Below are 25,960 nucleotides of genomic sequence, written 5' to 3'. Positions count from 1 at the left end.
TGAATATTAAGTTTTAATTAAGGTTATGTTAACAACTCAAAAGCTCGACAAAGTATAATAAATACCAGGCGATCAGAATCAAAAAGCGATAAAAGTGAATTCTTATTCACAGAAAAAGGGGCCAAGCGAAGACAAAAAGAATATGAAATGAGTAGAGCTCTCACTAGATATGCCTATACCCATTTTGGCTAAATCCACTATGCCGCTACAACTCAAGATGATGATAGCCTTACCAATCGAGATTTGACTCGTCTTACTGATAAAACAAACGGCTCAGTTCTCAGCCAATATCAAATGATTAATAGGAGGAGGTTTGAACTCCCACAGAAAGGTGATGCCAAACACCCCCCCCCTTTTGAAAAGGCAGTGGATACAACAATTGAGACCTCTCTCAACGAAAGGAGTGACCTCCCTAAAAGTAATAACTTACCTATTACAATTAGATATTTAGCTCGCCAAAACTAGACCCAAGCTAATACCTTGATCTACTATGCCAGCTCACCAGGATGTCTGGTCTCTACCAGCTGGAAACAAGGATTTAAGAAAATGGAAGTTACACTCACCCCAAGCAACGCACTCGAAACCGCCCTGCAGGCCGCACTTGCCGATCACACCCAGGCCAAAGCCCTCTATGAACACCTAATTAAGGCCAGGCTCTACCTGCTGAGCGATGGCCAGGACACGCCTCAGGCCGATGGCACCACGGAGCTCTCCATCATGCAGTGGCACATCCCCGTCAGTGATGAGCAGGTACACTACTTCGTGCCGATTTTTACCTCGCAGGAGTCGGTCGATCAGGCTAAGGCGGTTATGGAAGCAGAGGGCAGCGAATTTCACGGTCAGATAGAGATAGATGCGCCTCAGGCATTTCAGCTGCTACTGACCAATCAGATGGATATGGCTCTCAACCCCAATAGCAACTTATCTAAGGTCGTCAGCAGCGATGAGATCCGCTATATGTTGCTGCCTGACATGGCGCTACTCACTCAGGGTAATCAACTCCTGCTGCTAGGCAAGGTACTGGCAAGCGATCTGCCCATGTTCGGCGCGGTTCGCGCCCTGCTGGCCAAGTATCCCAGCGTGAAGGCCGGCTAATTCATGGAATCTTGCGGGCTGGACATTCGCCGCGGCGGCCAGAACAGCGTCTTTATCTTAGCCCTTATCCTCGAAGGTGACAGGATAAGCGATGATTTCAGCCGCATTCGCAGCGATTGTCGCCACCTGCACAAAGAGGTGGAGCTTCATGGCTGGGAGGTTCGCCCTTATCTGCTCAAGACTGATAAACACGATGCGATAAGCGATTACTGCTTGGGTAAGATAACCCCATTTTATCGCCCCTCATTGCTGAGCCGGTTCAAGACTTTGATAAGCCGATAGGTAAACGACTTTTCATGGGACATTAGCAGAGTGAAAATCGGCGCGAGAGCCTCACTGAACTATACTTATCGTTAACGTTTCACAACGTTAACGAGGCAAGTATATGAGTATTTCAAACCGGTTAAATCACTATCTGGCCGAGCATGATGTGAACTATGAGATAGTGCTGCATCGCCATAGCCACAACTCCATCAGTTCGGCTATCGCCGCCCATCTGGCGCCTGCTCAAGTGGCCAAAGGCGTGATCTTAGAAGATCATCAGGGACGCAGGATCATGGCGGTGCTGCCTACCAATCATAAGATCAACCTCAAGGCATTGGGCGAGAAGCTCAACCGCGATCTGCATCTGGTGAAGGAGCAAACCGTCTACCAGATGTTTGACGATTGCGAACATGGCGCCATTCCCTCTCTCGGCGCGGCCTATAATATCGAGACCATCTATGATGATCTGCTGATCGAAGCTAAAGAACTCTACCTTGAGGCTGGCGATCACACCAGTCTGGTGCATCTCAGCCGTGAAGATTTCATCAAGCTGATCAAAGATGCTAAACACTTAAGGTTTAGTTACCAGAGCATTCATTAGCTCATACCATCAAGGGGAAGCTCAGGCTTCCCTTTTTTCTAGTGCCGCCTGGCTGGCATCCCTTAGCCGTTGCGGCATAATAGACAACCCAACCATGGCAAGTGATAAAGTGAGTCAATCATGATGTTAATAACCGGCGCCAGCAGCGGTCTGGGCGCAGCCCTGGCTCAGCGTTATGCCAACGCGGATCAGCAGGTGGTCATATCCGGCCGTAACCAGGCCAAACTGGCCGGTATCGCACAGACCTCAATGAATCTGCATCCTCTTGCCGCCGACCTTTGCGATGAACAAGGCGTCGCGGCGCTGCTCGATGCCGTAACGACAATGGGCGGCGCACTAGAGACGGTGATCCACTGCGCTGGCAGCGGCTACTTCGGCCCTATCGCCGAGCAACGGGCGGATGAGATCGCAAAGCTCATGCAAAACAACGTCACCACCAGCATCTTACTGGTACGAGAGCTAGTCAAACGTTATCAGGACACGCCGCTGAATCTGGTGGTGGTAATGTCAACCGCAGCCCAGCAAGCCAAAGCGAGAGAGTCCACCTACTGCGCCGCCAAATGGGCAGTACGCGGCTTTATCGAGTCGGTACGCCTGGAACTCAAAGGCAAACCGATGAAGATCATCGCCGTTTATCCCGGCGGCATGGATACTGGTTTTTGGCCCACCAGCGGCAAAACCCTCGACACCTCAAGCTTCATGAGCGCAGATGAAGCCGCCCAGATGCTGCAGGGCGCCCTAAAGGCCACCGCCCATGGGCATATTGCCGATATCACCATCGCCAGAGGGTAGGCCTTAATAAGGCCTTAATAAGGTCAGAGTTAGGCCAGAAGCACATTAAAAAGGCTCGGTCTGAATGCAACAGTACCGAGTCTTTTATCAATAAGGTTATGTGTGAATGACTCGCGCATGACTAGCGCTTGAAGAGGGCTTCCATCTCTGCGGCCATGGCTTCCGTCTCCTGCGCCTGCAGCCTGTCGCGCTGCTCGCTCAGCTCCATAAGCTTTCGCTCTAACCTCTCGAGCTGCGCCTCATCAGCCTCGGTTCGCTCAGGCTTATCCTGCAGGGCATAGATGGCTTCGCTGATCTTATCCATCTCATTAAAGAGGGCGTCCATAGCGTCGGGGTTTTCGGCGTCTTGTCGGTCAAGCTCATCTAACCAAGCATTAAACTGCTCAGGGGTAGCACCTACCCCCTTAGCGGTCTCGTCGATAAAGCAGTTAGACAAACGCTCAGCATTCTCTTCTGACATGAGGTCATGCTTATCGAAGCAGCTCTTCATGGCGCGTCGGTAACCGCGCTCGAGCTTGCCACTGTCGATACCTGAGACCTGCTCCATGGCAATAAAGTCACCGTCAGCCTTCATTTGAGAGACGTTATATTCGATAAGGTTGGCGACATCCACTTCCATGCCGGCCAACCCATAGGCATCAGGTGGTGGAAATTCGGCGCTCTGGGCGCTACTGAGAAGAAAAAATAGCGGCAATAGCAGGTTTGCTTTCATCATTAATCCCTTAATTTAACTTGCTGAATTGGTCAACCAAGCGGTGACATCCTTGTTGCCGCCATAAGATAGCCCAGGCCTGAACACCTGTCTAGAGAGAAGTCTATCGGTGAATGAGTGACTCACTAATTACAATGCAAGCCACTGAAAAAGATGATTTAAAATGAAAGCCTCGACACTCAATAGTGGGCGACGAGGCACTAAGGCGAGTTAAAGGTAATCCTCTATCACCTCTTGAATGGCATCAGGCATGATAGGTTTAGTGATATAGCCATCCACTCCAAGCTTGAGGGCAAAGGCTTTGTCCGATTGCTCCGTCAGCGAGCTGATCACGACCACCGGGATGCTAGCGGTTTGCTCGCCTCCCTTAAGGTGCTGGATCACCTGATAGCCATTCACATGGGGCATGGTGATATCCAACAAGATGAGATCTGGCGTCAAAGACTTCAACACTTCGATTCCACCAATACCAGAATTGGCCGAGGTCACGTCATAGTCGTCCCCCAGCATGGCGAGTAGTACTCCGGTGCAGACGGGATCATCATCTATGATCAAGATTTTGGCTCTGGACATTTATCTCTCGCTTTGACAGTTATGATGGTTACATTGTATCCAAGTTTACCCGAATTACCAGCTATCAAGATCTGAATATATTCAAGGGGTAGACGCCGTTTTTTCGCTTAAGTTTCAGCGGCAAAAATCGGCCAATAAAAAGCCCAGTCCGCAGACGGGGCTTTTTAGTAAGTCGTCACTCTAACGAACAATTTTGACCTCGGGTTCGCTGAGGAGTGCCAACATAGGATTATTGTGCATGACCTTTTCTTTTAGGGTGATACCCAATATCAACCCCATAACAAAGCCACCGATATGGGCCCAGTAAGCCACGCCTTCCCCCGCCATCAATAGACCGAAAATATTGAATCCCAGCCAGATCGCAAAAAATACCATAGGGCTAAGCTTTTTTTGGAATATCAATATCATGAAGGTCAGGCTGGCATGACGGAACCACATTAGATACATACCAAAAAGACCCGCAATTGCACCGCTCGCCCCAACCATGTAAACGCTTGAGGCAGGGTCGGCAATTATCTGCGCCGCAGCGGCCGCCAAACCACACAACAGATAGAGGCCGAGGAACTTAGCCCGCCCCAGTACATCTTCGAGGTTATCCCCCACCACATAGAGAAAATACATATTACCTGCCAGGTGCATAATATCGCCATGGAGAAACATATGGCTCAGCAGAGTCCAGGGATGATGCCCCGCCAAAACCTCATTGGATCGCATGGCAAATTGAGCAAACACTTGCTCGGTCGAGGCTTGATTGAAGCCATAGGCAGCAAAAATCACAATATTTAACGCCAGTAGCAGATAGGTGATCAGCGGGCGAGACTTAGGTTTAAGGTTAAACTCCACCGGCATCTTTAATAGAAATTGAAATACCCAACTAATGGCCCCAGGCTTAGCATTCAGCTCGCCTAACACCTGCTTTATTCTTGGTGATTGCACGACTTTGGTTCGCTCATGCTCATCGATCCAGACCCCACTGCAAGAGTGGCAGATATCCACCTCCACATGATAACTCTCCATCAAATGGTAACGATGCAGGCTACGGTCACATTGGTGGCAAGAACGGCTGGACCTCCCCAGTAATTGCCCTAAGCTCTCCTCAAAACTGACATTTTCATCACCGTTATCTGCTTTCGACAGCGCCGCATTAAGCTTGCCATTTTCAAACCAGATCCCCCCACATTGGCGGCAACAGTCGACCATTTCACCATGAAAGTTATAGGTTTTTAGTACGCCCTTATGGCAGCCAGGACAAATATTTGCCATTAAAAGATCCTTTTCTAATCAACTAGTAGCTGTTTGCTCCTCGGCAAACAGGGACGACCTCGATATCTGTACCTTGCACGACTCATTAACGTCGTGATTAGTCAGTGTCGCTGATATGCCGATTCATTTTGCCGTGAATACTAGCACAGCTCCGTTGCAATAATACTGACGAAATTAAAATATTTAATAGCAAAAACAATTAGTAACAGATCGCTAGTTCATTAAACAACATAAGGTAAGTTAATCGCCCCAGAATAAATTTACTATTTAATCGAATGATTTGAGCGTAATTTCGCGATATTTGTTCAATTAGACGAATGTTAATCTGACATCATTCCCGCCAGCTAGACTTAACTAACCAGCCGGCATTAGACAACTTTAGCGAGGAGATACCATGAAAGTGATCAGTCAATTTACTGCTCGCCCCGCAATGGATGGCGATGGCGTTAACATACGCCGCGTGGCCGACTTTATGAACACTAGATTCGACCCTTTTTTAATGCTGGACGAGATCAAGTCTGACGATGAAAAAGACTTTATCGGTGGCTTCCCACCTCATCCCCATAGGGGCATAGAAACCTTTACTTATATTCGTAAGGGGGGGTTCGAACACAGAGATCAGCTAGGCAATGTCAAGGCTATCAAGGCGGGTGATGTGCAGTGGATGAGCACTGGCAGCGGCGTAGTGCATTCAGAGATGCCACTGGCCGATGCCAAAGATGGTCTGCATGGCTTTCAGATCTGGCTTAACATGCCCGCCAAGGAGAAGATGCGCCCAGCTATTTATCGTGACAGCACAGACAAGCCGCTACCAGAAACTCGCAACAAAAGTGGCACCTGCCTGCGAGCCCTGGCTGGCAGCTGGCAATTGTCGGACGAAAAACCGATAGCGGCGCCAATTCAAACCTTAGCGGGTCAAGGCAAGATTGCCGATCTCATGTTCCCGCCCAAGGGCACCGCCCAGATCGATCTCAAGGAGCGAGAATTTGCCGGGCTCTATCTGTACCAAGGCGAGATCTACAGCCAATCTGTGCCAGATAAAGCCTACCAAGCTGGACAATACCTGATTGTCGACAGTCAGCAGCTACTGGATCTCGCCGCAGGTGAACAAGGCGCCGGAGCACTATTATTTGCCGGTGAACCTATCCGCGAAAAGATCGTACATATGGGTCCATTTGTGATGAATAGCCAGCAAGAGATCCAGCAAGCGATCGAGGACTATCAGGCTGGACGATTCGGCGCCATCTAACCAGCATATTAAAGAGAGCCCACCAGGCTCTCTTTTTTTACCCTGCACAAAGGCCATTTCTGGCTGTAAAAACGTGACTCAGAGCAAGATCTCCAACAAGGTAAAACAGGTAACTCTCACAAAACGAGAGATACATTTACTACCACTTTGTGAGTAAATGCTTATTTTTGAAGCATAATTTCGCAAACTTTATGTGACTTAGACGAAACTAATGCAAATAAATTTGAGGCGCATCAAGATTTTCAACAGAAAAGCTGTGGTAATTTTTAAGCGATTCCTAACACAGAGAATACTTAATGAGAAACCTTAAGCCCCACTTTGGCAACCTTGCCATTACATTTACAAGCTTACTCTTATGTCTGGCCACCCTGTTTAGCCCAGCTGTCTTTGCCAGTAGTGGCGAGGCCAGTGGCCAGCTATTAGATCTCACCGCCACTGGTGCAGGTTATGTGGCCATCGTCATCTTCGTGCTGGCTTATATCATGGTGATGGGCGAAGAGGTGTTACACCTGAGAAAATCCAAACCCGTCCTAGTGGCGGCAGGATTAATCTGGGGCATCATAGGCTATATCTATGTGCAGCATGGCATGTCTGAACTGTCAGAAGCGGCCTTTAAACACAACCTGCTAGAGTATGCCGAGCTACTACTCTTCCTACTGGTTGCCATGACCTATATCAACGCCATGGAAGAGCGGAATCTGTTTGATGCCCTGCGCGCCTGGATGGTGGGCAAGGGCTTTAGCCAGCGCACCGTATTCTGGCTAACAGGCTTTTTGGCCTTCTTTATCTCACCTATCGCCGATAACCTTACCACGGCATTATTGATGTGTGCGGTAGTGATGAAAGTCGGCGGTGATAACAAGAAGTTTATTGCCCTGGCCTGTATCAACATAGTGGTGGCGGCTAACGCCGGCGGCGCCTTTAGCCCCTTCGGCGATATCACCACCCTGATGGTTTGGCAAAAAGGGGTGGTGCACTTCGAGCAGTTTATCGCCCTCTTTATCCCTTCTCTGGTCAACTATTTGGTACCGGCGGCGATCATGAGCATCTTCATCGTCAATACGGAGCAGAAAGCTGAAGAGGAAAAGGTGATCATGAAACGAGGCGCCAGACGCATAGTCGCCCTGTTTCTGCTGACCATTGCCACCGCTGTCTGCACTCATAGCTTGCTAGGCCTACCACCGGTACTGGGCATGATGACGGGCCTTGGCTTCCTGCAATTCTTTGGCTTCTTCCTACGTAAGAGCTTCCCTAAGGCCGTACTCAAGGCAAAAGAGCAAGCCGAGCGAGATAACAACATCAAACGTCTGGAGCAGCTGGGCAACGTAGTGCCATTCGATGTCTTTAGCCGCATCGCCCGCGCCGAGTGGGATACCCTACTCTTCTTCTATGGTGTGGTGCTCTGTGTTGGCGGCCTGGGCTTTATGGGCTATCTCAGCTTGGTCTCCGAGGCCATGTATACCCACTGGGACGTGACCTATGCCAATGTGGCGGTTGGGGTGCTCTCGGCTATCGTCGATAACATTCCTGTGATGTTTGCCGTACTCACCATGAATCCCGATATGGGGCTAGGTCAATGGCTACTGGTGACCCTCACCGCTGGTGTAGGCGGTAGCATGCTCTCTATCGGCAGTGCGGCGGGTGTCGCCCTGATGGGACAGGCGCGCGGTATCTATACCTTCGCCAGCCACCTCAAGTGGACGCCCGTGATAGCCCTTGGCTACGCAGCCAGTATTCTGGTGCATCTGTGGCTGAACGCCTCACTGTTTTAGGTTGCGGTATATTTAGAGCAGCGTTTTAAAAGATTAGATTACCTATAGTCACCCTATGGGTTAAACAAAAGGGGCGTTGAATCGACTATTCAACGCCCCTTTCTCTATTTATCTATAACGACCGCTTAGGCCAAAAATAGGAAACCGATAAAGGTAAATCCAGCGGCAATCAAGGCATAGGGTAACTGGGTCACCGCATGACTTACCAGGTTACAGTCTGATCCTTGCGCCGCCAGCACGGTAGAGTCTGAATAGAAGCAGGCCTGGCTACCGAAAGATGACGCCGACAACAAGGCACCGATCACCAAAGGAATATTTGCATCCACCGCCTGTGCCAATGGCATCACGATAGGGATAGAAACGGCAAAGATCCCCCAGCTCGATCCCGTAGCAAAGGCCAGAATCGACATGGTTAAAAACACCACGGCGGGCAACCACTGGGACGTCATAAAGGGACTCAAATTACCAATGACATATTGCGGCAACATCAGCTTGTCGCAGACATCCTTAAATACGAAGGCGGCAATCACAGTGCCTATGGCCGGCAACATAGATTTAAAACCATCGAGCATCTGCTCCATCATCTCTGACAATGGCATCAGGCGTTGAACCCCGTAGTAAGGCAGAGTCACGGCTAAGGTAGCGATAAGCCCCTTTAACACGTCGATATCGAAGTAGACGGTAAAACCAACCAATAGCAGGATAGGCACCATAAAGTTATGCAGCTTGCCCAGGTTATCGGCATGCTTAAACTCCTCTTCGATCGCCTTAAGGCCATAGTCGTCAGAAGTCTGCACCTCATCACTGGCATCTACCGCCTTGGCGGGTTTGCCCGCCATGGCCGCCAGCTGAGCCTTCTTCATCGGGCCAAATGCAGGCACGATACCCAGGACCACCAGCAGCACCATAGCCACCGCCAACCAGGCATAAAGCATGTAAGGGATGGCCGACATATAGACGCTGATCCCCTGGCCTTCACCTGCCACACCATTATCCACCAACAATCCACCGAAGAAGACCGCCCAGGTAGAAAGAGGCACTAACACACAGATGGGCGCGGCGGTTGAGTCCACCACATAGGCCAGCATCTCGCGTGACACCTTAAACTTATCGGTCACCGACTTCATGGTCGAACCCACTGTCAGGGCGTTAAGATAATCATCGATGAAGATCACTACACCCAGAATAAAGGTCATAAATAACGATGATTTAGGCCCTTTAGCGTATTTGATCGCATGGCGACCAAAGGCCATAGAGCCTCCGGTTTTTACCAGCAAAGCGATCAGGGCGCCAAAACCACCACAGACCAAAATCAACCAACCTATGGTCTCATCGGCCATGACAGAAAGCGAAATATCGGAGAAATTATTCAGTACCTGATCAGGTTGATACAGGACTAACCCCACTAAGGCACCGATAACTAACGAAAGGATTGGACGGCGCAGCCAAATGGCTAACACCAATACCACCACAGGTGGAATAAGACTTAAGGCTGTCGCGTCAGACATGGCTTAAGGTCCTTCTAAAATTGAGCCGATACGGCAAACTCATTTTATTCGGCGTAGAACCCAAAAAGTTATACGCTTAGTTGCTGCTTTATTATGGACATAACGACGTTCGCCCTTAGCGAACCATGCCTTTATTTTTGACCCCAGCTAAAACATCGGGCGCAAAATAATCTGCAATGACGACTGAGTCAATCAGAAATAGTTATCCGACGACAAAAAAATTTTACCTCTGGCAGAAAAACCAATAAATCACTGATAAATATCAATATAAGTAAAATATAATGCGCTAATCTCTCACCTCATCTAAACAGGGCTTATGCAACCAAAACGCTTAATTAATGGTGCCGTGTGCTTCCTACATGCGTTTCAGCTCCCGACCAAACGACTCCGACTGACGCCGCTTTGTCTGTTTAATCACAAATTTTCATTTCAGAGATGACACGACTCTAAAGCGTGTTACTCTGCCTCAGGTGTCAATCAAAGGAGCATGACCATGACTCAAACAACCGCTGCCACAGATTCTTTTGCAGCTACAGCTTCTCCCAAAATCATCCACCCGCTTGCCTCGGCCACTCCCATTATTCTCGATTGCGATCCCGGCCATGACGATGCTATCTCGCTTATTTTGGCTCTCAGCAGTGAGCAACTTAAGCCGCTAGCGGTGACCACCAGCGCCGGTAACCAGACGCCGGACAAGACACTGAACAACGCCCTGCGCATCCTGACCCTGCTCAACCGCAGCGATATTCCCGTGGCAGGCGGCGCAGTGAAGCCCCTCGCCAGAGAGTTGATCATTGCCGACAACGTCCATGGCGAGAGCGGTCTTGATGGTCCTAAACTGCCCGATCCCGGCTTTGAACCCGTGACCCAAAATGCCATCGAACTGATGGCTGAAAAGGTACGCCAAAGCGACGTGCCTGTGACCTTAGTGCCCTCTGGGCCACTGACCAATATCGCCCTGTTTATCGCTAACTATCCTGAGTTACACAGCAAGGTCGCCCGCATCGTGCTGATGGGTGGCGCCGCAGGGGTTGGCAACTGGACCCCGGCAGCCGAATTTAATATCTTCGTCGATCCAGAGGCGGCCGATATGGTGTTTAAATCTGGCATACCTATTACCATGTGTGGTTTGGACGTGACCCATGAGGCGCAGATCATGGATGAGGATATTGAGCGGATCCGCGCCATCCCCAACCCTGTGGCCAAGTGCGTTGCCGAGCTACTGGATTTCTTCATGATCTACCATAGAGATCCCAAATGGGGCTTTACCGGCGCGCCGCTGCACGACCCCTGTACCATCGCCTGGTTACTCAAGCCTGAGCTGTTTAACGCGCAGGACTGCTGGGTCGGTGTCGAAACCAAAGGGGAGCATACCCAGGGGATGACAGTGGTGGATCGCTATCAACTCACCGGCCGTCCCGCCAATGCCAGCGTACTCTTTGGCCTGGATCGCCAGGGCTTCGTCGACCTGCTCGTCGATTGCCTTAGCGCCTATAATCACTAAATCACCTATGGAGGGCATCGCCCTCCAACAAGGCAAGAGGACATCATGAGTAGACTGTTAATTTTAGGCAGCGCCAACGCCGATCACGTGATGAATCTGGAATACCTGCCCAGCGCAGGACAGACCCTGATGAGCCGTGGCTATCGCCTCGAACATGGCGGCAAGGGCGCCAATCAGGCGGTGGCAGCGGCCCGCCTGAGCCAAGAAGGTACCCAGGTGGACTTCATCTGCCACCTGGGCCAAGACGCTATAGGCCAAGCCATGGCTCAAGCCTGGCAGCAAGATGGCATCGCCCCAGAGGGGATCACCTACACAGACACACAGCCAACGGGTACGGCAATGATTTTTGTCGGCGACAATGGTGAAAATATGATTGGGGTCTCCGCCGGCGCCAATGCCACCCTGACACCGGAGGCGCTAAAGGCTCACTACCCGCTGATCGATCAGGCTGACTACCTGCTGATGCAACTGGAAACCCCTGCAGTGACGGTACTCGACGCCTTACAACGCGCCAAGGCCAAGGGCGTAACCACCATACTCAATCCGGCGCCCGCCATGGTGATCGGCAAAGATCTGTTTCGTTTGGTCGATGTGATCACCCCTAACGAAACCGAGGCTGAAACCATCACAGGCATAGAGGTCATCGATGAACAAAGCGCCAAACTGGCGGCGCAGATGCTACATCAACTGGGGCCCAAAACGGTGATCATCACCCTAGGTAAACAGGGCGCCCTGCTCAGCAGCGATAAGGCTTGTATGTTGGTGCCAGGTGTAGAGGTAGACGCCATAGACACTGTGGCGGCCGGAGACACCTTTAACGGCGCCTTAATGGTGGCGCTGGGTGAAGGCCTGAGTATGCAGAAGGCGGTGGAGTTTGCCCATCGCGCCGCCGCCCTCTCGGTAACCCGCCAAGGGGCGCAGCGCTCCATCCCCTACCGTCATGAGCTGGCAGAGATCTAATCCCCTCAGGGTTGACCCATCTCTGGTGGGTCAACCCTGTTTATCTGAGCTAAATACTAACTAAGGCATTGAATTATAATGTCTAATGTTATTTGCTTATTTATGGTAAAATATTGTTTGCTTTTTGAGCAACCTAGGCGTAATCTTGCGCCGCCTGACAGGTCAAGGCCTACACAGGCAATGGCATTGGCGCAGCGATTCGCTGTGGTCAACCCAGGATAAGTGATAGATCAATAGAGGAAATAGCATGAGCAAAAAACAGCGGCGCACTGCGCAGCCTCCCCATGAGAGCGGCCGCGGTGTTATTAAAGACAACGCCCTAAAGGCGATAGTCACCAGCGAGTTATTTAAGATGCGCGTTGAGAAACCTAAGAAGGGTAAAGGTTCATACAAACGCCAACAACAGAAGGGGCATATGCTAAAGGGCATTGCCCCTTTTGACTTTTTAAGCCCAGCCAACTTAGCCACCCAGGCATAAATTTTTCTCAAGGCCTCATTTGGCCATAGCTTTCATCCACAATCTCGGTCAAAATCGCCTCTATCAATCATCCCTTAATTTTGTAGCAGGGCGTGTTCTCCCATGTCATCCAACCTTCAGTCAGGCCAAATGCCTCAGCCACTCCCCCGGCTGGTCCCCGTCTCTTTTATGGCCGTGGTGCTCATCTGGTCGACCACACCACTGGGGATCGTCTGGAGTAGCGAGACTGTACATCCCACCATGGCAGTCTTGCTGCGCATGGTAATTGCGTTACTCATAGGTGGATTAATCATCCTCTTTAGTAACATACGCCTGCCCTGGAATCGCACCGCCTTTAAGCTTTACGCATTTTCGGCCATCGGCATCGTCGGCGGCATGTTGCTAAGCTATTTTGCCGCTCGCTATCTGGCCTCGGGCACCATGTCGCTGTTGTTTGGATTATCGCCTCTGATCTCTGGACTCCTAGCCCAGCGACTGCTGGGCGAACCCAAGTTTGGCGTGATGCGAATCATCGCCCTAGTGCTGGCATTTTCCGGTCTGGGAATTGTCTGTTCGGCAAAACTCGCGCTAGGGAGCGAGGCTTGGGTAGGTCTGGTGCTTGTGCTGTGCGCCGTGTTTCTCTTTAGCCTTAGCGGCGTGCTGATCAAGACGGTCGAACTTGCCATTCACCCTATCGCCAGCACTGTAGGCGCCTTGATCTTCTCTACCCCCCTGTTTGCACTGGCCTGGCTACTGTTTGATGCCAGCCTGCCAATCGACACCTGGTCGGTGCGCTCGATTGCCGCCATCTTCTATCTGGGGATCTTTGGCTCGCTTATCGGTTTTATCGGTTACTTCTATATCTTGCAGCACCTCAATGCCAGCACGGTCGCCCTGGTCACCCTGATCACGCCAGTCTTTGCCATGACCCTGGGCGCCCTAGTGAATCAGGAGCATATCTCTCAAACCTTGATGATAGGCGCAGGTTTTGTGCTTGCGGGGCTTGGCTTATATCAATGGGGAGACAAGCTCCTGGCGCGACGCCGGGATAAGAGCGCCTCGCAGCTCAACTAAACTAAACCGAAAACTCAGCCAGTCAACTTAACTGGCTCAGGGCCTGACGCTCTCGACGAGTCAAGCAGCAGCCAGGCGCATCGCTCACAGTCTGTCTCATCAGCTTACGAATGTAATCGATACGCTGGCGGTAGGCTGGGTTGCTGGCATAAAGGCTCTGGTTGACCTCAAATCCCAGCTGGGGTGATTGAATACTGACTATCATCGCCGACTCCTTATCCTCAATCGAGGTATCTGGTTCGATAACCAGATGGAGCATAAGCCGTACCAAGTGAGCAAAAGTGACGCTAAGCCATTCACATACTGAGTATTATCTCTGTAGGTATTGATACGTGGCGAAGCGCTCCTTGCCAATAGACGTCAAAAAAATGCGTATGGCAATGCAGTTTGCATCACTAATCATCGGCCTTAGCCAGATGCATGCGGGTCACATCCTTGTTCCACAACTGGATAATTTTTCGCGTCTTGTCTTTGTTCCAGAAACATTTGCCAAACAGCATAATACCTGCGCCTTCCAGTGCATGACGATCGGAGATATCGAAGCGCTTGCATAGCTCACTCTTGAAGGCCTCTATAGGGATGCCCACATCGTTACAATCGGCGGGATTGAGCCAGAGCATCGCCTTGTCGGCATGAGAGATGGTGCCCCAATACATACGAGGCGCGCTTCGCTCTGTAGGCTCGGCATCGGCGAAATTAACAAACAGGTTCTTGGCTCGCCAGCGATACTTATCACCGGTATAGACCCAAAGATCTGAACTGGCCAGATCGCTACCTCTCAGCAGGCTGTGCAATAATTTTTCCAGCCCCTGGGTGGCGACTTTCGGCTGTTCTGGCGCTTCATCTGCCTTATTTGCTTCATTAGGCTCAGCAGAACTGGGTCGATAGTGAGCCCTTGGGCTCTCAACGCCAGCTACCGAATCTGTAGCCGAACTGTCATCAGCGTCAGGCTTGACGGTATGGCGCAATGCTTTGCTGGACGTGCGTTTAGGGGGAAGGGTGAAATCAATCATCAGGGCGTCATTGTCCAGCAGCTGCTGGTTGACCTCGAGGGCGTCTTGCTCCTCCTGACGCCGGCTGGCTGATGGATTAAATTCGCTGCAATCTGCTTTATGGTAGCGCGAGCCGAAGCAGGCTGCCTTGCCATCACGCGAAGCCTTACGAAAATAAGCCCTGCCGCCACACACAGGGCAGTAGAGCTGCTGACGCAGACTCTCTATCTCCGACTCGCTCAGACGCTGAAAACTAAATACCGAATAGGTTTTCGGCGCCTGGTCTGCGATTTTGCAGATGGCATCTAACATGGCCGACCTCGATTAGATACCGTCACCGGCATCTACAGAGGAGTCGCCCTGACTCTCAACCAACACCTCCTCAGGATGACCGCCATTTAACCAGGCAACAAACAACTCATACCAAATCGCCAGCACCACAGCGCCGAGGAATAAACCTATGATGCCGGCAAACAGCATGCCACCAATAGCACCGATTAAAATCACAGGCATAGGCACATCAACGCCCCGCCCCATCAACATCGGCTTAAGAATATTGTCAGAAATACCGCCGAGGAAGACCCAGATACTAAAGATGGTGGCCGAGGTGGCCTCCATCGATGAGTAGGCAAAGCCAATAAGCGGCAGCACTATGATGATCAGGGCCGGTAGCTGAGCGATCCCCAGAAACAGGGTGACCAGAGTGAGCAGGCCAGCGGCAGGGACACCGAAGACGAATAGCGCCGATCCAATTAACATAGCTTGAATCAAGGCCACACCAACAACCCCGAGTAACACGCTGCGAATGGTCGCCGCCATCAGGCTGGTCCATGCATGAGCATTAGGCCCTACCGCTCGAACGGCCATCTTGCTCAGGCCAGCGGCGCAGCTTTCTGAGTTTGCCATGAAACCTGCGGCGATCAGCAGCGAAATAATAAACATCACCAGAGTGGCTAAGCTACTACCTATAATCCCCGCCAAGGCAGAAAAAGCCGCCTTGATCTCAGGTAAGAAGTGGATGATGGCTTTTTCCAAATTACTGCTAAAGTCTTTCCAGGCATCAAACAGGCTCTGACCTATGATGGGAATGTCTGCTACCCGCTGCGTCGGCTCCGGCAGGTTGATCTCACCACTTTGCAACACTTTTAGCGTAGTGGACACGCCATCGAAGATGGAACCCGACACCACCACAAAGGGGGTCACCAACAATGCGATTCCAACCAGTGCGACCACAGTCGCAGCCAAGCCTCGTCGCCCCTTAAACAGTCGCTCCAGCCTATGGGTGAGGGGCATCAAGGCCACAGCGATAATGCCGCCCCACAAGGCTGGCACCAGGAAAGGCCGCACGATATCATAGGTCCAGATCACCAAGATGGCGAGCAGGCCGATACGTATCGCCGACTCCGTCATATTGCTGATAAATTGTTTGCTCTGTATCGTCTTGGTTTCATTGTCCATAACTTATCCTTTGTCACCCACTACTGTGATTACTGACACTCGCCTAACGGCCTTTTTTATTGAGCAAAATATAGCCGATAGAACTAATTAATTCCACAATTAAAACAATAATATAGCCATTAGCTTTAACGCTGTTAGACGTTAACCCCCTGACTGTTAAAGTCTATTATTCTCTGATTTTCAGGCTAACCATCACTGGCGCATGATCTGTGCTGTGACTGTCGCGCTCATATTGTGGATTGATCAGATGACGATCATAGGTGTGATATCCGGCAACTTCGGCCAGACATTGATCGTTGTGAGGGTCAAATTCATTGGAGAGGAGAATATAGTCGATCACCTCGCCACGATTGAGGTGATAATGCGTTGGTGCGCGGGCAATAAAGGCCGGACTATACTGAGAGGCTTGGTATAATTGATATGCATCCTGAAGGCGATAGCCATGGAAAGTTCGCTCATCAAACTGCCCCAGTAGGCGGGTATCTTCACTGACGAGCACTGATAAGACGCCGCTTGACAGGCTGTCATTAAAATCTCCAAACAGCGCCACAGGATACCCCTTCTCGGCGCGGCGCTTGGCAATCTCCACCCTGAGTAGACTCGCCTCACTCCCCCGCACCATAGACGCCGCCCACTTAGCCGCGGCCTCGGCGGCAAATAACCATGCCCCCTGCTGACTTTTACCCGCCAGTTCGGGTTCGAACAGCGCACGTTTCGACTTGAAATGCACCACATAACAGTCACAAGGGCCAAGATGGGGCAGCACTATAGTGGCCCTCAGCGGAAGGCGACTGTATTGAAAACTAGGGGCTATTCCCATCAGGCTGGCAACATCTCGATCTATGCCACAAGCGATGCTGTCGATAATAGGGTACTTACTGGCAAGCGCCAACACAGGGTGGCGATAGATAAAATCATCACTCACCTCAGGGCTATCGATAACCGCGAAATGGGGATAGCCAGCCTCGGCCACCAGAGCGCGCAACGCCTCGGGCGAAAACACCTCCTGGAAGCCGATCACGCAGGGCTGGTGCGTGGTCAGATAGTGACTTATCCAATCACACTTCTGCTGCCACTGAGCCTGAGTGTAGATATTGTTAAACTCATAATAGGCATCTGGTGGGGCGATAAAGTTAAACAGATTAAAGCTGGCCAGCCTTAGCTGTTCATCCACGGTTGTCGGATAGGTCACTTGTACTCCTTAGTCTGAAGCTCGCCCTAAGCTCGATCCCCTCTGAGCGTATCAGTTGAGTATAACATTGGCTGGTAACTCAGAATGTTAAGCCTAAATTATCTTTTTGGTCGCTTACAATCCACATGCCGAGTTGTGGCGGCCAGAAGAAAACCCAATTATCAAAATTTTTTTGAAAGTATATGTGACTTTTATCTGTTTTTATCACCTGTTGAGTCACGTAAAATCGGTCTCAACATCGACTCACACAGGAAGCTCATCATGCAACCACTCAGTTTCTACACTAACAAGCGTTATACGACTAAGGCATTTGACCCTAACCGTAAGATAGACCAAGAAAAGATAGAAGAGATTAAACAGCTGCTGCGCATGAGCCCTTCATCGACCAACTCTCAACCTTGGCACTTTGTCTTGGCGTCGACCGAAGAGGGAAAGGCTAAAATTGCTGAGGCCACCAGTGACTTCGCCTTTAACACCCCCAAGATCCACAATGCTTCCCATGTCTTGGTGTTGTGCGCTAAGACCAGTATGGATGATGCGCACCTGCAAAAACTCCTCGAGCAAGAGGCTGCCGATGGCCGCTTTGCTGACGAGCAGGCGAAACAGGGCCAGCACAACGGCCGCTCTTTCTTCGTCAACATGCACAGGGTAGAGCTGAAAGACGCTCAACATTGGATGGAAAAACAAGTCTACCTGGCCATGGGTACGCTACTACTGGGCGCTAGCCTATTGGATATCGATGCCTGCCCAATTGAGGGGTTCAACGCCACTAAGCTCAACCAGGTGCTGGATCTCCCTGCACAGGGCTATGCTGCCACGGTTGTTGTCTCCTTGGGCTATCGCAGCGAAGAAGACTTCAACGCTAAGTTACCTAAGTCACGCCTGCCAATCGAGACACTCTTTACCGAGATCTGATCAGCCTACTGATACCCACTAACTCGTTGGGTATCCCAGCCTAAGTTTAGCCTCACTGCTTGCGGTGGGGCTTTGTGGCCCGACAAGCTAATAGGCCGACGAATAAGACTTGCGTTCCATTTTGGTGATTGTCATAGTAGAAATTATCACCAGTCACGGATGAGACTCTCAGGATGCTAGTTGCTAAATCAACCACGACAGCCCCCCTGTTGCAAGACAAGGCGTCAAGCACCCAGTGCTTCGCTTTCAAGGGTGACAACCCGCTAATCTGGCCACTCCTCTCTTTGCTACAACGCAGCAACCATAGCTGGAAGGTTCATCACCTCGCCGCCGCACTGCAAGAACAAGGACTCCTGAAAGATCTCGACGAACAACCACAAAAGGCCCTCTTTAAACAGAATTTTCTATTGATGAATGCCCTGTTTGAACTGCAAGCCATGCTGCTGCCCGGCTGCTGGTTACAGGTTAAAGCGATGGAGATACAGATCTTCAGAATTATTCCCACTAATCTGGAGACCCAACTCAGTCAGGACGACGCCTTAAGAGACTATTATCTGGACTGGCAACACTATGATACCTGCCCGGATATCATTCAGGAGATGTTGGAATCCTTCTGGAATCGCTACGAAGCCTATATTGGCACCAGCCCCAACGCTATGCCGAAACGTCAGGCTCTGAAGGTATTTGAGCTGGAACAAGATGCAACGGATAAAGAGATTCGCAAGCAGTGGCGTAAATTGGCCTTACAGTGGCATCCAGATCGCGATGGCGGCGACGCAAACCAATTTAAACGGATCTGCGAGGCCTGGCAGACCTTACGCGAGCAGCGCTGAACCTGACGATCTGCCAAGATCCCATCTATCACCCCAAAGAATCACAGTTCTTTAGCCGAGGTCACACTCTAGCGACTGTTTCTTCGGCCCGCTTCAGTCATAATTAAGCTTTGCCATTTAGGCTAAACCTAATAACGAATGACATTAGCCATTGATCGCACCACGACGCTATCATTTAAGGATAATCATGATTAAACATATCGCTCTCGCCCTGACCCTAGCAGTGGCTCCACTGAGTAGTTTTGCCGCCAAGTTTGTCGAAGGCCAACATTTTATGACTGTGTCTGACAAGGCGCCAAGTGCCAGTCCTAAATTGACCGAATTCTTCTCTTTCTACTGCCACAACTGCTTCAATATGGAGACACAGTTCCTGGGCGACATTAAAGCCAACCTCAACAAGGAGGTCAGCTTCGATACCAAGCACGTGGATTTCATGAACTCTGACATTGGCACAGAAGTGATGCGCTCACTTGGTGTGATTCATGAGATGGGCGTCGAAGACAAGATGATCCATGCCATGTTTACGGCCATCCAAGGCGAACCAGGTGGCCATGGACACAGCCATGACCACGACCATAGCGCCCATGAGAAGCCAGCTATCAATACCCGAGATGACATCAAGAAAGTCTTTGCCGACCACGGCATAGATATCAGCAAGTATGATGAAATCGCCGACAGCAAAGCAGTAAGTGACAAGCTAGATCTCTGGCGTACTCAGCAAAGAGAGTTTCGCGTTCAGAGTGTGCCGACCTTTATCGTTAACGATAAGTATGCAGTCAACCTAAGCCAGATCCGCACCTTGGGTGAGCTGATCGACCTGATCAACTACCTGGCCGTAGAACACAAATAGGTCGTAGATAGATTGTAAAAAAGGCGCCTGATGGCGCCTTTTTCTTTGTCATAATTTAGCTTACGACGACCTGCTGCGCCCCCTGAAAGGTCTCCTGTTCGACCCGTACTTGGCTTTTGGTCTGCGCCCGGTAGATATGATTAATCAGCCTCAAGGTCACCAGCGCCAAAAGGATGCTTGCCACCTCAGCGGCCTGAGACACCATGTTAGCGTTAATAAAGTCTTGCAGCTCCTCGGCCTTATTCGTAAAACGATACACGGCCTGCCCCAGCACATTGCTGACGATCCACATCAGCCACCAGAGGTTGACGGCAGAATTTGCGTTATTCAGGCTCCAGTTTTCTGGATCATGACTCGCATGCCAGATCTCATTCATCGCCTGATAGGGCTTCCAGAGGCAAAGAAGAGGAACGAAGTAAAAACCGATAGACCATCCCGGGGTGAAGTTCATGTCAGTGGCACCTAACTGACGCGCATTAAAGTTGGCCCTGTATATCCACTTAAGGATCATGATCCCCGAGACGATAAACACCGCAAGATGCAGCAGGCCGACCAGAAACTGACGTTGATCGTTCGCCTCACCATCGGCAATGGCTGCCGCTTCTGACTGATACACTCCAGTCTGATAGTCTAATAGCAGCTGGTATTCTAAGTAATTTGACCCCATTGAAATCAACGCCACTAAGATCTGGACGTAGAGCAGATAACGCACCCATGTCGTCAAGCGGGTAGCGTCTTTATATTTAAAAATATTCCCTGACATTATTTATTCCCTAAGTGTTTACTGTTTATTGAATTATGGCGCCCACTGCAAGCGCGCAATGATTCAGCAAGCTACCAGACTCCTTAATAGACTTCTATCTGATTTACAGCAAGAGCAAAATAGCTTTTTCATTATTTTTAGATACCTATGTCATATAAAAACGCTTAATTTAACCTATCTCACTTGCTGATAACACCATCGCCGATTAACATAAAATAACTTAAATTTGTTGAGGCCATGGGATGTCTGCTGCGGAAAAATCATCACGGAAAATGAGTTTCTATATCATTGGGCTAATCTTTGCTGTCTGGCTATATAGCCTTTGGGCCGACCGGGTCACGCCGATGACCAGCGAGGCCAGAGTGCATACCTATATCGTAAGAGTCGCTGCCGAAGTCGCCGGTAACATCACTGAAGTCAATGTCAAAGACAACCAGGTTGTCGAAGCGGGGGATCCCCTATTTCAAGTCGATCCACGCAACTACCAACTGGCGCTGCAGGCTGCCCAAGCCAACTTAGAGCTAGCGGGGCAAAATATCGGTGCCAGCACTGCCGCGGTCGAAGTCGCTCAAGCCAAGGTTGTCGATGCCATCGCCGCCCGCAACAATGCCAAAGAGCAGGCTGCCAGGATCAGCGAACTGGCAGGGCAAGGGGTGTTAAGCCAGTCAGAGCTGGATAACGCCATCGAAGCCAGAGACAGAACTCAGGCGAATCTTGAAGCCGCCGAGGCGTCACTGGCCCAGGCCACGCAAGCATTAGGCCCTAAGGGTCAAGACAATCCACAGATCCTGTCGGCCATGGCCAAGCTGGAACAAGCGCAGCTGGACCTTCAAAAGACCCAAGTGCTCGCGCCCAGCAAAGGCGTGGTAACCAACCTACAACTGACCCCGGGACAAAGGGCCAATGTGGGTAGCCCACTGTTAACCTTTATCGATCCCCGCAGTGTCTGGATCTCGGCGCTGGTGAGAGAAAACTCGCTGGAAAACATTCGTGTTGGTCAAAAGGTCGAAGTCGTACTCGATGCGCTACCTGGTCGCATACTTGAAGGTCGCGTGGAGAGCATTGGCTGGGGTACGGGCGGTAGTAACAACATAGATCAGAATACCGGTTTTCTCACCGCAGATAACAGTGCAATCAAGGCACAAAGGTATCCGGTTAATATCGTCTTCAGCGAGGGTAGACCACCCAGCAATATTCGTTACGGCTCTCAAGCTACTGTGGCCTTCTATACTGAGCAGAGCAGCATAGGCGAGTTTCTCGTCGGTATCTGGATCAAGATAGTGAGTCTCTGGACCTATGTTTCGTAGCGCCGCGAACCCTATCATCCGTCTGGTATTCGGCCCCATTTTACTGCTGTTTTACCTATGGGATCAGGCTGCGCCACTGCCAGTGCTGGCGCCGGTTTTCATGGTGCTCTTTCTCACCTTGATGCCATCGCGCCCGCCACTGAATCTCATGGTCAAACTGTTGCTTGTGGTCATGTTTGTCAGTTTCGGATTGGTATTTGTCGGCGGCATGTTGCTCGACACCCCGGCAGGTTATCTACTCTTTTGCTGGTCCCTGCTGTTTTGGAGCTTCTATCGCAGCCATAACGATCCTAAGGATCTGCTCTCTACCCTCATGTTGATCGTGGTGATCATCATGACAGTTATGAGCAAACAGCTACAGGTATCGATTGAGGTACTTCCCTGGTTACTCATGGTATCAGCGCTGAAGGCTCTGGTTCTCACCTACCTGATTTTCTTCATCTTTCCAGGAAATGATGAAGATATTCATCCTGATGAAATCCAAGAAAACAGCAGCAGTACTCACATGGGGGTTATCCTGCTAAAGGCCACCGCCATGACAATCGTCTTGATAGCCTTAATTGGCTTGGGTAGCTCACAAAGCATGCTGATCGCCATTACCATAGGCAGCATGATAAGGCTGGCGGATCCTGAAGACCATCAAAGCTTTAAGCAAAACCGCCTCGTCACCACAGCAGTCGGTATCCTGTTCACCTTTCCGGTTATGTTGGCCTTTGCCTTCGGCCTGCCAACCTGGGTAGTGATAGGTTTAGCCCTATTCAGCGGTATACAGCTAGCCTGTTTTGCGATACGCCGCCAGTGCCCCCAGTCTATCTATCAACTACTGTTTACCAACTTTGTAGTATTGGTATATCAGATCATTAGCCACCTGGAGTCCGATGCCCTCTCTGCGCAATTGGTCAGATTAGTGTCTATCAGTATCGCAGTGCTCATTGGTACCTTGCTGCTCAATCTGTTACACCAAGACCCTCAGCCCAGCGCAGAAAAAACCGACGAGGCTAACTGATTGGGCTATAAAAAAGCGCGGCTTCTGCCGCGCTTTTTATCTCTGATGAGGCTTCGCAAAATTAAAGATCCTATTCGCTAACGACTCAGATTGCCGACTCAACCTCATCTATCGCAAAGCATCATACTAGCGACGAATAAAATCCAGCAGATGCGACAGGGCAAACAGGGCGTGGATCACCATGAAGACGATAAAACCGTGGGCCGCGCTGTGATGATAGCTACGCCAATTGAGCGCCTCGCTACTGCCCTGGGTCAAAAACCACATAAGGCCCGTGGCCGCAACCGCCACAAACAGCAACATACAAACTCCCTCTATCACACTAAACAGGCCGCGCCCACCAGCCAGGGGCAACTTGCCACGCTTCAGACCACATACATCGTTACTCAACTGAGTAAAGTCGCCCACCAGATAGGGGAAATATTGGCGCCACTGACCGCGCACTACATTGGTCACCAGCATAGTGACAGAGAATACCCCGGCCAATAACCCCAGATAGACATGAAGCCAGTCCCACACTGAGGCATTGGCTCGCAGGGCGCGCCCCATCATGATCCAGCCACTGGTGCCGATCAGAAACAGCGACAAGAGAATGGCAAACAGGTGCTGATAGGTTTCCAGTACCTCTCTAAACTTGGCCAGCATCTTCATCATGTTTCTCCTATTAGGCACATTAAGGTGCTATATACGCGCTTTTACGACTCTTTCTAAGCACCACACTCATATTGGTTACAGCGCAGCCACCTCATGGGCGTAGTGCTTTACCTTATCCCAGTCGGTGTACTCCACCTTGGTATCCGGCGCGGTTGGGCCTTTAGTGATCCACATGATGAAACGTATGATGTTACGATCTAAGGCGTTATAACCTTGGTAATCCAGATTACCACCAAATACTGCCAGCAACTTAGGTTGCCAGGGAGACTTGGCCAAAAACGCCTGCATGTAAGGGTTGGTCTCTGGAGTATTCTTGGCGGGCTTACGCGCCACCAGACTCACGGCAAAAAAGCTACTGGCTTTTTCCTGCAACACCTTAATATTCTCGCTGATAAACTGGTACACCTTAGGGTTGTGTTTGCCGTGACGAATACTTGCGCCCAGGACTATCTTATCGAACTCATCCAGAGAAGGCGGGTTATCTATGCTGGCGCAGGTCACACTATGTTCCAGCGCCTCGAGCTCACGCTGCATGAAATCGCACAGCTTACGGGTTTGCCCATGCACACTTGAATAGATGATTAATATTTTGCTCACAAAGGCCCCTAAGTCAATTTAGCTTTTTCTATAGCATCATGATAGGGGAATCCGAGCAATATTTAATTGAAACAGATCACGAGCCCTAAGGGCAAAATCCGGCTTAAGTTTACCTAGTTCACAAATTACATTATGGATACATTTTGTGATAAAAAATCGCAACCTAGGTAAGGCGACTCCCCCTGGGCGAGCCTAACGACAACCAGCAACGATAGCTTCAGACTTCGCTCATTGCATAGAGCAAGATAGCGGAAAAAAACATTAGTTAGGCAGCCTGGTTAGCGGCTCAATCATAGACAGGCCGCATTGGGTTTTAATCACCAAACAGAAAAGATCAACAAGCCCTAAAGGATGAGGTAGACTGAGCTTTCTGTGCGATACAGGAATCAAAGGAATGTTAAAAAGGACCCCACAAACCCTATTACTGCTAATGACCTTTGTAATGTCCTTGGTGTTTTCTGTGTGGCAGGTGCTACTCAACAACTTCGTCATCGAGCGGGCAAACTTTACTGGCGCCGAGATAGGGATCTTGCAGAGCCTGAGAGAGGTCCCCGGATTCCTGGCCTTTACTGCCATCTTCATCTTGCTGCTGCTCAGAGAACAGACCTTCGCCTTGATCTCCCTTGCCTTACTCACCATAGGTGTTGGTATTACAGGCTTCTTTCCCCAAGTATTGGGGCTCTATCTGACAACCATCTTAATGTCGGTGGGCTTTCACTATTACGAGACCATTAATCAGTCCCTTACCCTGCAATGGGTCGATAAGGCAGATACCGCAGGTTTCATGGGTAAGGCGCTGGCCTGGCGCTCGGCCGCCGCCTTAACCGGCTATGGCAGCATCTGGATAGTGATGACCTATCTGCAGCTGGATTATCAATGGATGTACGCCATCATAGGGGGCCTAGGGCTGCTAATGGTGATCGCCCTGACGCTCTACTTTCCGCAGTTTCCCCAAGGAGAGGTACAGCATAAAAAGGTGATCCTCAGGCAAAGATATTGGCTCTACTACCTGCTGACCTTCTTCTCCGGCGCGCGACGTCAGATCTTCATGGTATTTGCCGGCTTTATGATGGTGGAAAAATTTGGCTATAGCGTCAGTCAGATCACCGCACTGTTTCTGATCAACTATGTGGTCAACCTGCTGTTCGCCCCAGCCATAGGCCGCTTCATCGGCCGCATCGGCGAGCGCAATGCCTTGACCATAGAATATGTGGGTCTGTTCATGATCTTCACCAGCTACGCCTTCGTCGAGCAAGCCGAGATGGCGGCCGTACTCTATGTGCTGGATCATCTGCTGTTTGCCATGGCTATCGCCATCAAGACCTATTTTCAGAAGATCGCCGAACCTAAGGATATCGCCGCTACCATGTCGGTCAGCTTTACCATCAACCATATCGCGGCCGTGGTGATCCCGGCACTACTGGGGATGCTCTGGCTCTATTCCAACCAGTGGGTCTTCTTTATCGGTGCGGGTTTCGCCATCTGCTCTCTGATTTTGGCACTCAATATTCCCCGCCACCCGGCCCAGGATAAGCACGTCAATTGGCCTGCCGGTGCCTGAGGCTAGGG

General features: G+C 50.6%; 27 protein-coding genes. 16 read left to right on the top strand and 11 right to left on the bottom strand.

Features of this window, described 5'->3' with window-relative positions:
* Window positions 1-546 precede the first annotated feature (546 nt).
* The 4 genes from L2712_RS08570 to L2712_RS08555 all read left to right on the top strand — a co-directional run bounded on the left by L2712_RS08570 (window position 547) and on the right by L2712_RS08555 (window position 2,752).
* Window positions 547-1,095: an SseB family protein gene (locus tag L2712_RS08570; RefSeq protein WP_248977511.1), complete on the top strand. Its 549-nt coding sequence runs from the start codon at window positions 547-549 to the stop codon at window positions 1,093-1,095.
* Between the two features lie 3 nt (window positions 1,096-1,098).
* The gene (locus L2712_RS08565) at window positions 1,099-1,377 is read left to right on the top strand and encodes an enhanced serine sensitivity protein SseB C-terminal domain-containing protein (RefSeq protein ID WP_248977510.1); all 279 of its coding nucleotides are present in this window, start codon (window positions 1,099-1,101) and stop codon (window positions 1,375-1,377) included.
* 103 nt (window positions 1,378-1,480) lie between these two features.
* The gene (locus L2712_RS08560) at window positions 1,481-1,960 is read left to right on the top strand and encodes a YbaK/EbsC family protein (RefSeq protein WP_033539893.1); all 480 of its coding nucleotides are present in this window, start codon (window positions 1,481-1,483) and stop codon (window positions 1,958-1,960) included.
* A gap of 120 nt (window positions 1,961-2,080) precedes the next feature.
* Window positions 2,081-2,752, top strand: a complete 672-nt coding sequence (locus L2712_RS08555; RefSeq protein WP_248977509.1) for an SDR family NAD(P)-dependent oxidoreductase — start codon at window positions 2,081-2,083, stop codon at window positions 2,750-2,752.
* A gap of 121 nt (window positions 2,753-2,873) precedes the next feature.
* Here L2712_RS08555 and L2712_RS08550 read toward each other — a convergent pair whose 3' ends face one another.
* The 3 genes from L2712_RS08550 to L2712_RS08540 form a co-directional block, all read right to left on the bottom strand.
* Window positions 2,874-3,464 carry a hypothetical protein gene (locus L2712_RS08550; protein WP_248977508.1) on the bottom strand — a complete coding sequence of 197 codons (591 nt, stop codon included), beginning with the start codon at window positions 3,462-3,464 and terminating at the stop codon, window positions 2,874-2,876.
* 210 nt (window positions 3,465-3,674) lie between these two features.
* Window positions 3,675-4,037 carry a response regulator gene (locus L2712_RS08545; RefSeq protein ID WP_248977507.1) on the bottom strand — a complete coding sequence of 121 codons (363 nt, stop codon included), beginning with the start codon at window positions 4,035-4,037 and terminating at the stop codon, window positions 3,675-3,677.
* Window positions 4,038-4,217: 180 nt separating this feature from the next.
* Window positions 4,218-5,300: a rhomboid family intramembrane serine protease gene (locus tag L2712_RS08540; protein ID WP_248977506.1), complete on the bottom strand. Its 1,083-nt coding sequence runs from the start codon at window positions 5,298-5,300 to the stop codon at window positions 4,218-4,220.
* Between the two features lie 394 nt (window positions 5,301-5,694).
* Here L2712_RS08540 and L2712_RS08535 point away from each other — a divergent pair, with 394 nt between their 5' ends.
* On the top strand, window positions 5,695-6,549 hold the full coding sequence (locus L2712_RS08535; RefSeq protein ID WP_248977505.1) for a pirin family protein: 855 nt from the start codon (window positions 5,695-5,697) through the stop codon (window positions 6,547-6,549).
* Window positions 6,550-6,845: 296 nt separating this feature from the next.
* Window positions 6,846-8,321 (top strand): sodium:proton antiporter NhaD, encoded by a 1,476-nt coding sequence (gene nhaD, locus L2712_RS08530; RefSeq protein WP_248977504.1) that lies wholly within the window; start codon window positions 6,846-6,848, stop codon window positions 8,319-8,321.
* 125 nt (window positions 8,322-8,446) lie between these two features.
* On the opposite strand, the gene L2712_RS08525 is transcribed toward nhaD, so the two are convergent.
* Entirely contained in the window at window positions 8,447-9,829 is a 1,383-nt protein-coding gene (locus tag L2712_RS08525; RefSeq protein ID WP_088903849.1) for a Na+/H+ antiporter NhaC family protein, read from the bottom strand.
* Window positions 9,830-10,322: 493 nt separating this feature from the next.
* Between L2712_RS08525 and rihA the strand changes: the two genes are divergently transcribed.
* The 4 genes from rihA (at window position 10,323) to L2712_RS08505 (ending at window position 13,824) form a co-directional block, all read left to right on the top strand.
* Window positions 10,323-11,333: a pyrimidine-specific ribonucleoside hydrolase RihA gene (gene rihA, locus L2712_RS08520; RefSeq protein ID WP_232479496.1), complete on the top strand. Its 1,011-nt coding sequence runs from the start codon at window positions 10,323-10,325 to the stop codon at window positions 11,331-11,333.
* A 45-nt stretch (window positions 11,334-11,378) separates the two neighbouring features.
* The gene (gene rbsK / locus L2712_RS08515; RefSeq protein WP_248977503.1) at window positions 11,379-12,293 is read left to right on the top strand and encodes a ribokinase; all 915 of its coding nucleotides are present in this window, start codon (window positions 11,379-11,381) and stop codon (window positions 12,291-12,293) included.
* A gap of 247 nt (window positions 12,294-12,540) precedes the next feature.
* Window positions 12,541-12,771 carry a ribosome alternative rescue factor ArfA gene (locus tag L2712_RS08510; protein WP_248977502.1) on the top strand — a complete coding sequence of 77 codons (231 nt, stop codon included), beginning with the start codon at window positions 12,541-12,543 and terminating at the stop codon, window positions 12,769-12,771.
* A 102-nt stretch (window positions 12,772-12,873) separates the two neighbouring features.
* Window positions 12,874-13,824: a DMT family transporter gene (locus L2712_RS08505; protein ID WP_248977501.1), complete on the top strand. Its 951-nt coding sequence runs from the start codon at window positions 12,874-12,876 to the stop codon at window positions 13,822-13,824.
* 22 nt (window positions 13,825-13,846) lie between these two features.
* Here L2712_RS08505 and L2712_RS08500 read toward each other — a convergent pair whose 3' ends face one another.
* The 4 genes from L2712_RS08500 to L2712_RS08485 all read right to left on the bottom strand — a co-directional run bounded on the left by L2712_RS08500 (window position 13,847) and on the right by L2712_RS08485 (window position 17,466).
* On the bottom strand, window positions 13,847-14,083 hold the full coding sequence (locus L2712_RS08500) for a hypothetical protein (protein WP_248977500.1): 237 nt from the start codon (window positions 14,081-14,083) through the stop codon (window positions 13,847-13,849).
* Window positions 14,084-14,219: 136 nt separating this feature from the next.
* Window positions 14,220-15,128, bottom strand: coding sequence for a hypothetical protein (locus L2712_RS08495; protein WP_248977499.1), 909 nt, complete (start codon window positions 15,126-15,128; stop codon window positions 14,220-14,222).
* Window positions 15,129-15,140: 12 nt separating this feature from the next.
* Window positions 15,141-16,274: an AI-2E family transporter gene (locus tag L2712_RS08490; RefSeq protein WP_248977498.1), complete on the bottom strand. Its 1,134-nt coding sequence runs from the start codon at window positions 16,272-16,274 to the stop codon at window positions 15,141-15,143.
* A gap of 166 nt (window positions 16,275-16,440) precedes the next feature.
* Window positions 16,441-17,466 (bottom strand): endonuclease/exonuclease/phosphatase family protein, encoded by a 1,026-nt coding sequence (locus L2712_RS08485; RefSeq protein WP_248977497.1) that lies wholly within the window; start codon window positions 17,464-17,466, stop codon window positions 16,441-16,443.
* A gap of 261 nt (window positions 17,467-17,727) precedes the next feature.
* On the opposite strand from L2712_RS08485, the gene nfsB reads away from it, so the two are divergent.
* The 3 genes from nfsB (at window position 17,728) to L2712_RS08470 (ending at window position 20,064) form a co-directional block, all read left to right on the top strand.
* The gene (gene nfsB / locus L2712_RS08480; RefSeq protein ID WP_248977496.1) at window positions 17,728-18,381 is read left to right on the top strand and encodes an oxygen-insensitive NAD(P)H nitroreductase; all 654 of its coding nucleotides are present in this window, start codon (window positions 17,728-17,730) and stop codon (window positions 18,379-18,381) included.
* A 173-nt stretch (window positions 18,382-18,554) separates the two neighbouring features.
* Window positions 18,555-19,214, top strand: a complete 660-nt coding sequence (locus tag L2712_RS08475) for a DNA-J related domain-containing protein (protein WP_248977495.1) — start codon at window positions 18,555-18,557, stop codon at window positions 19,212-19,214.
* Window positions 19,215-19,401: 187 nt separating this feature from the next.
* The gene (locus tag L2712_RS08470) at window positions 19,402-20,064 is read left to right on the top strand and encodes a thiol:disulfide interchange protein DsbA/DsbL (RefSeq protein ID WP_248977494.1); all 663 of its coding nucleotides are present in this window, start codon (window positions 19,402-19,404) and stop codon (window positions 20,062-20,064) included.
* A 55-nt stretch (window positions 20,065-20,119) separates the two neighbouring features.
* On the opposite strand, the gene L2712_RS08465 is transcribed toward L2712_RS08470, so the two are convergent.
* Window positions 20,120-20,827 (bottom strand): DUF4328 domain-containing protein, encoded by a 708-nt coding sequence (locus L2712_RS08465; RefSeq protein WP_248977493.1) that lies wholly within the window; start codon window positions 20,825-20,827, stop codon window positions 20,120-20,122.
* 272 nt (window positions 20,828-21,099) lie between these two features.
* On the opposite strand from L2712_RS08465, the gene L2712_RS08460 reads away from it, so the two are divergent.
* Window positions 21,100-22,134, top strand: coding sequence for an HlyD family secretion protein (locus L2712_RS08460; RefSeq protein WP_248977492.1), 1,035 nt, complete (start codon window positions 21,100-21,102; stop codon window positions 22,132-22,134).
* Window positions 22,124-23,140, top strand: coding sequence for a DUF2955 domain-containing protein (locus L2712_RS08455; protein WP_033539875.1), 1,017 nt, complete (start codon window positions 22,124-22,126; stop codon window positions 23,138-23,140). The genes L2712_RS08460 and L2712_RS08455 overlap by 11 nt, the downstream gene beginning before the upstream one ends.
* Before the next feature lie 126 nt (window positions 23,141-23,266).
* Here the strand turns inward: L2712_RS08455 and L2712_RS08450 are convergent, their stop codons facing one another.
* Complete coding sequence (locus L2712_RS08450) at window positions 23,267-23,794, bottom strand: cytochrome b/b6 domain-containing protein (RefSeq protein WP_418076802.1); 528 nt, start codon at window positions 23,792-23,794, stop codon at window positions 23,267-23,269.
* 75 nt (window positions 23,795-23,869) lie between these two features.
* The gene (gene hemG, locus L2712_RS08445) at window positions 23,870-24,391 is read right to left on the bottom strand and encodes a menaquinone-dependent protoporphyrinogen IX dehydrogenase (RefSeq protein ID WP_033539873.1); all 522 of its coding nucleotides are present in this window, start codon (window positions 24,389-24,391) and stop codon (window positions 23,870-23,872) included.
* Between the two features lie 394 nt (window positions 24,392-24,785).
* On the opposite strand from hemG, the gene L2712_RS08440 reads away from it, so the two are divergent.
* Window positions 24,786-25,952 (top strand): MFS transporter, encoded by a 1,167-nt coding sequence (locus L2712_RS08440; protein ID WP_181404202.1) that lies wholly within the window; start codon window positions 24,786-24,788, stop codon window positions 25,950-25,952.
* The last annotated feature ends 8 nt before the right edge of the window (window positions 25,953-25,960 follow it).

This window comes from Shewanella marisflavi (genome assembly GCF_023283925.1).
Classification (GTDB): Bacteria; Pseudomonadota; Gammaproteobacteria; order Enterobacterales; family Shewanellaceae; genus Shewanella; species Shewanella marisflavi.
The sequence above is the reverse complement of the archived record's forward strand: the minus strand, read 5'-3'. Positions and strand labels throughout refer to the sequence as shown.